General features: G+C 50.3%; 1 rRNA gene. It reads right to left on the reverse strand.

Annotation, left to right across the window (positions count from 1 at the left end):
• Nucleotides 1-83 precede the first annotated feature (83 nt).
• A 16S ribosomal RNA gene (locus CD035_RS00570) occupies nucleotides 84-1,636 on the reverse strand.
• Nucleotides 1,637-1,670 lie beyond the last annotated feature (34 nt).

Genomic DNA, 1,670 nt, shown 5'->3' on the forward strand with positions numbered 1-1,670 from the left:
GTTGAATGTTATAAACATTCAAAACTGAATACAATATGTCTCCGTTATTCCATGACCTAATGGTCATTCCGTAATATCCTTAGAAAGGAGGTGATCCAGCCGCACCTTCCGATACGGCTACCTTGTTACGACTTCACCCCAATCATTTGTCCCACCTTCGACGGCTAGCTCCTAAAAGGTTACTCCACCGGCTTCGGGTGTTACAAACTCTCGTGGTGTGACGGGCGGTGTGTACAAGACCCGGGAACGTATTCACCGTAGCATGCTGATCTACGATTACTAGCGATTCCAGCTTCATGTAGTCGAGTTGCAGACTACAATCCGAACTGAGAATAATTTTATGGGATTTGCTTGGCCTCGCGGATTCGCTGCCCTTTGTATTATCCATTGTAGCACGTGTGTAGCCCAAATCATAAGGGGCATGATGATTTGACGTCATCCCCACCTTCCTCCGGTTTGTCACCGGCAGTCAACCTAGAGTGCCCAACTTAATGATGGCAACTAAGCTTAAGGGTTGCGCTCGTTGCGGGACTTAACCCAACATCTCACGACACGAGCTGACGACAACCATGCACCACCTGTCACTTTGTCCCCCGAAGGGGAAGACTCTATCTCTAGAGCGGTCAAAGGATGTCAAGATTTGGTAAGGTTCTTCGCGTTGCTTCGAATTAAACCACATGCTCCACCGCTTGTGCGGGTCCCCGTCAATTCCTTTGAGTTTCAACCTTGCGGTCGTACTCCCCAGGCGGAGTGCTTAATGCGTTAGCTGCAGCACTAAGGGGCGGAAACCCCCTAACACTTAGCACTCATCGTTTACGGCGTGGACTACCAGGGTATCTAATCCTGTTTGATCCCCACGCTTTCGCACATCAGCGTCAGTTACAGACCAGAGAGCCGCCTTCGCCACTGGTGTTCCTCCATATCTCTGCGCATTTCACCGCTACACATGGAATTCCACTCTCCTCTTCTGCACTCAAGTTTCCCAGTTTCCAATGACCCTCCACGGTTGAGCCGTGGGCTTTCACATCAGACTTAAGAAACCGCCTACGCGCGCTTTACGCCCAATAATTCCGGATAACGCTTGCCACCTACGTATTACCGCGGCTGCTGGCACGTAGTTAGCCGTGGCTTTCTGGTTAGGTACCGTCAAGACTTGTTCAGTTACTAACAAATTTGTTCTTCCCTAACAACAGAGTTTTACGATCCGAAGACCTTCATCACTCACGCGGCGTTGCTCCGTCAGGCTTTCGCCCATTGCGGAAGATTCCCTACTGCTGCCTCCCGTAGGAGTCTGGACCGTGTCTCAGTTCCAGTGTGGCCGATCACCCTCTCAGGTCGGCTACGTATCGTCGCCTTGGTAAGCCGTTACCTTACCAACTAGCTAATACGGCGCGGGTCCATCTATAAGTGACAGCCGAAACCGTCTTTCACTATTGAACCATGCGGTTCAAAATATTATCCGGTATTAGCCCCGGTTTCCCGGAGTTATCCCAGTCTTATAGGTAGGTTACCCACGTGTTACTCACCCGTCCGCCGCTAACATCAGAGAAGCAAGCTTCTCATCTGTTCGCTCGACTTGCATGTATTAGGCACGCCGCCAGCGTTCATCCTGAGCCAGGATCAAACTCTCCATAAAAGAAGTAAGCTTGATAAGCTCATTTTTGATTGGT

The sequence above is a fragment of the Mammaliicoccus sciuri genome (genome assembly GCF_002901825.1).
GTDB lineage: Bacteria > Bacillota > Bacilli > Staphylococcales > Staphylococcaceae > Mammaliicoccus > Mammaliicoccus sciuri.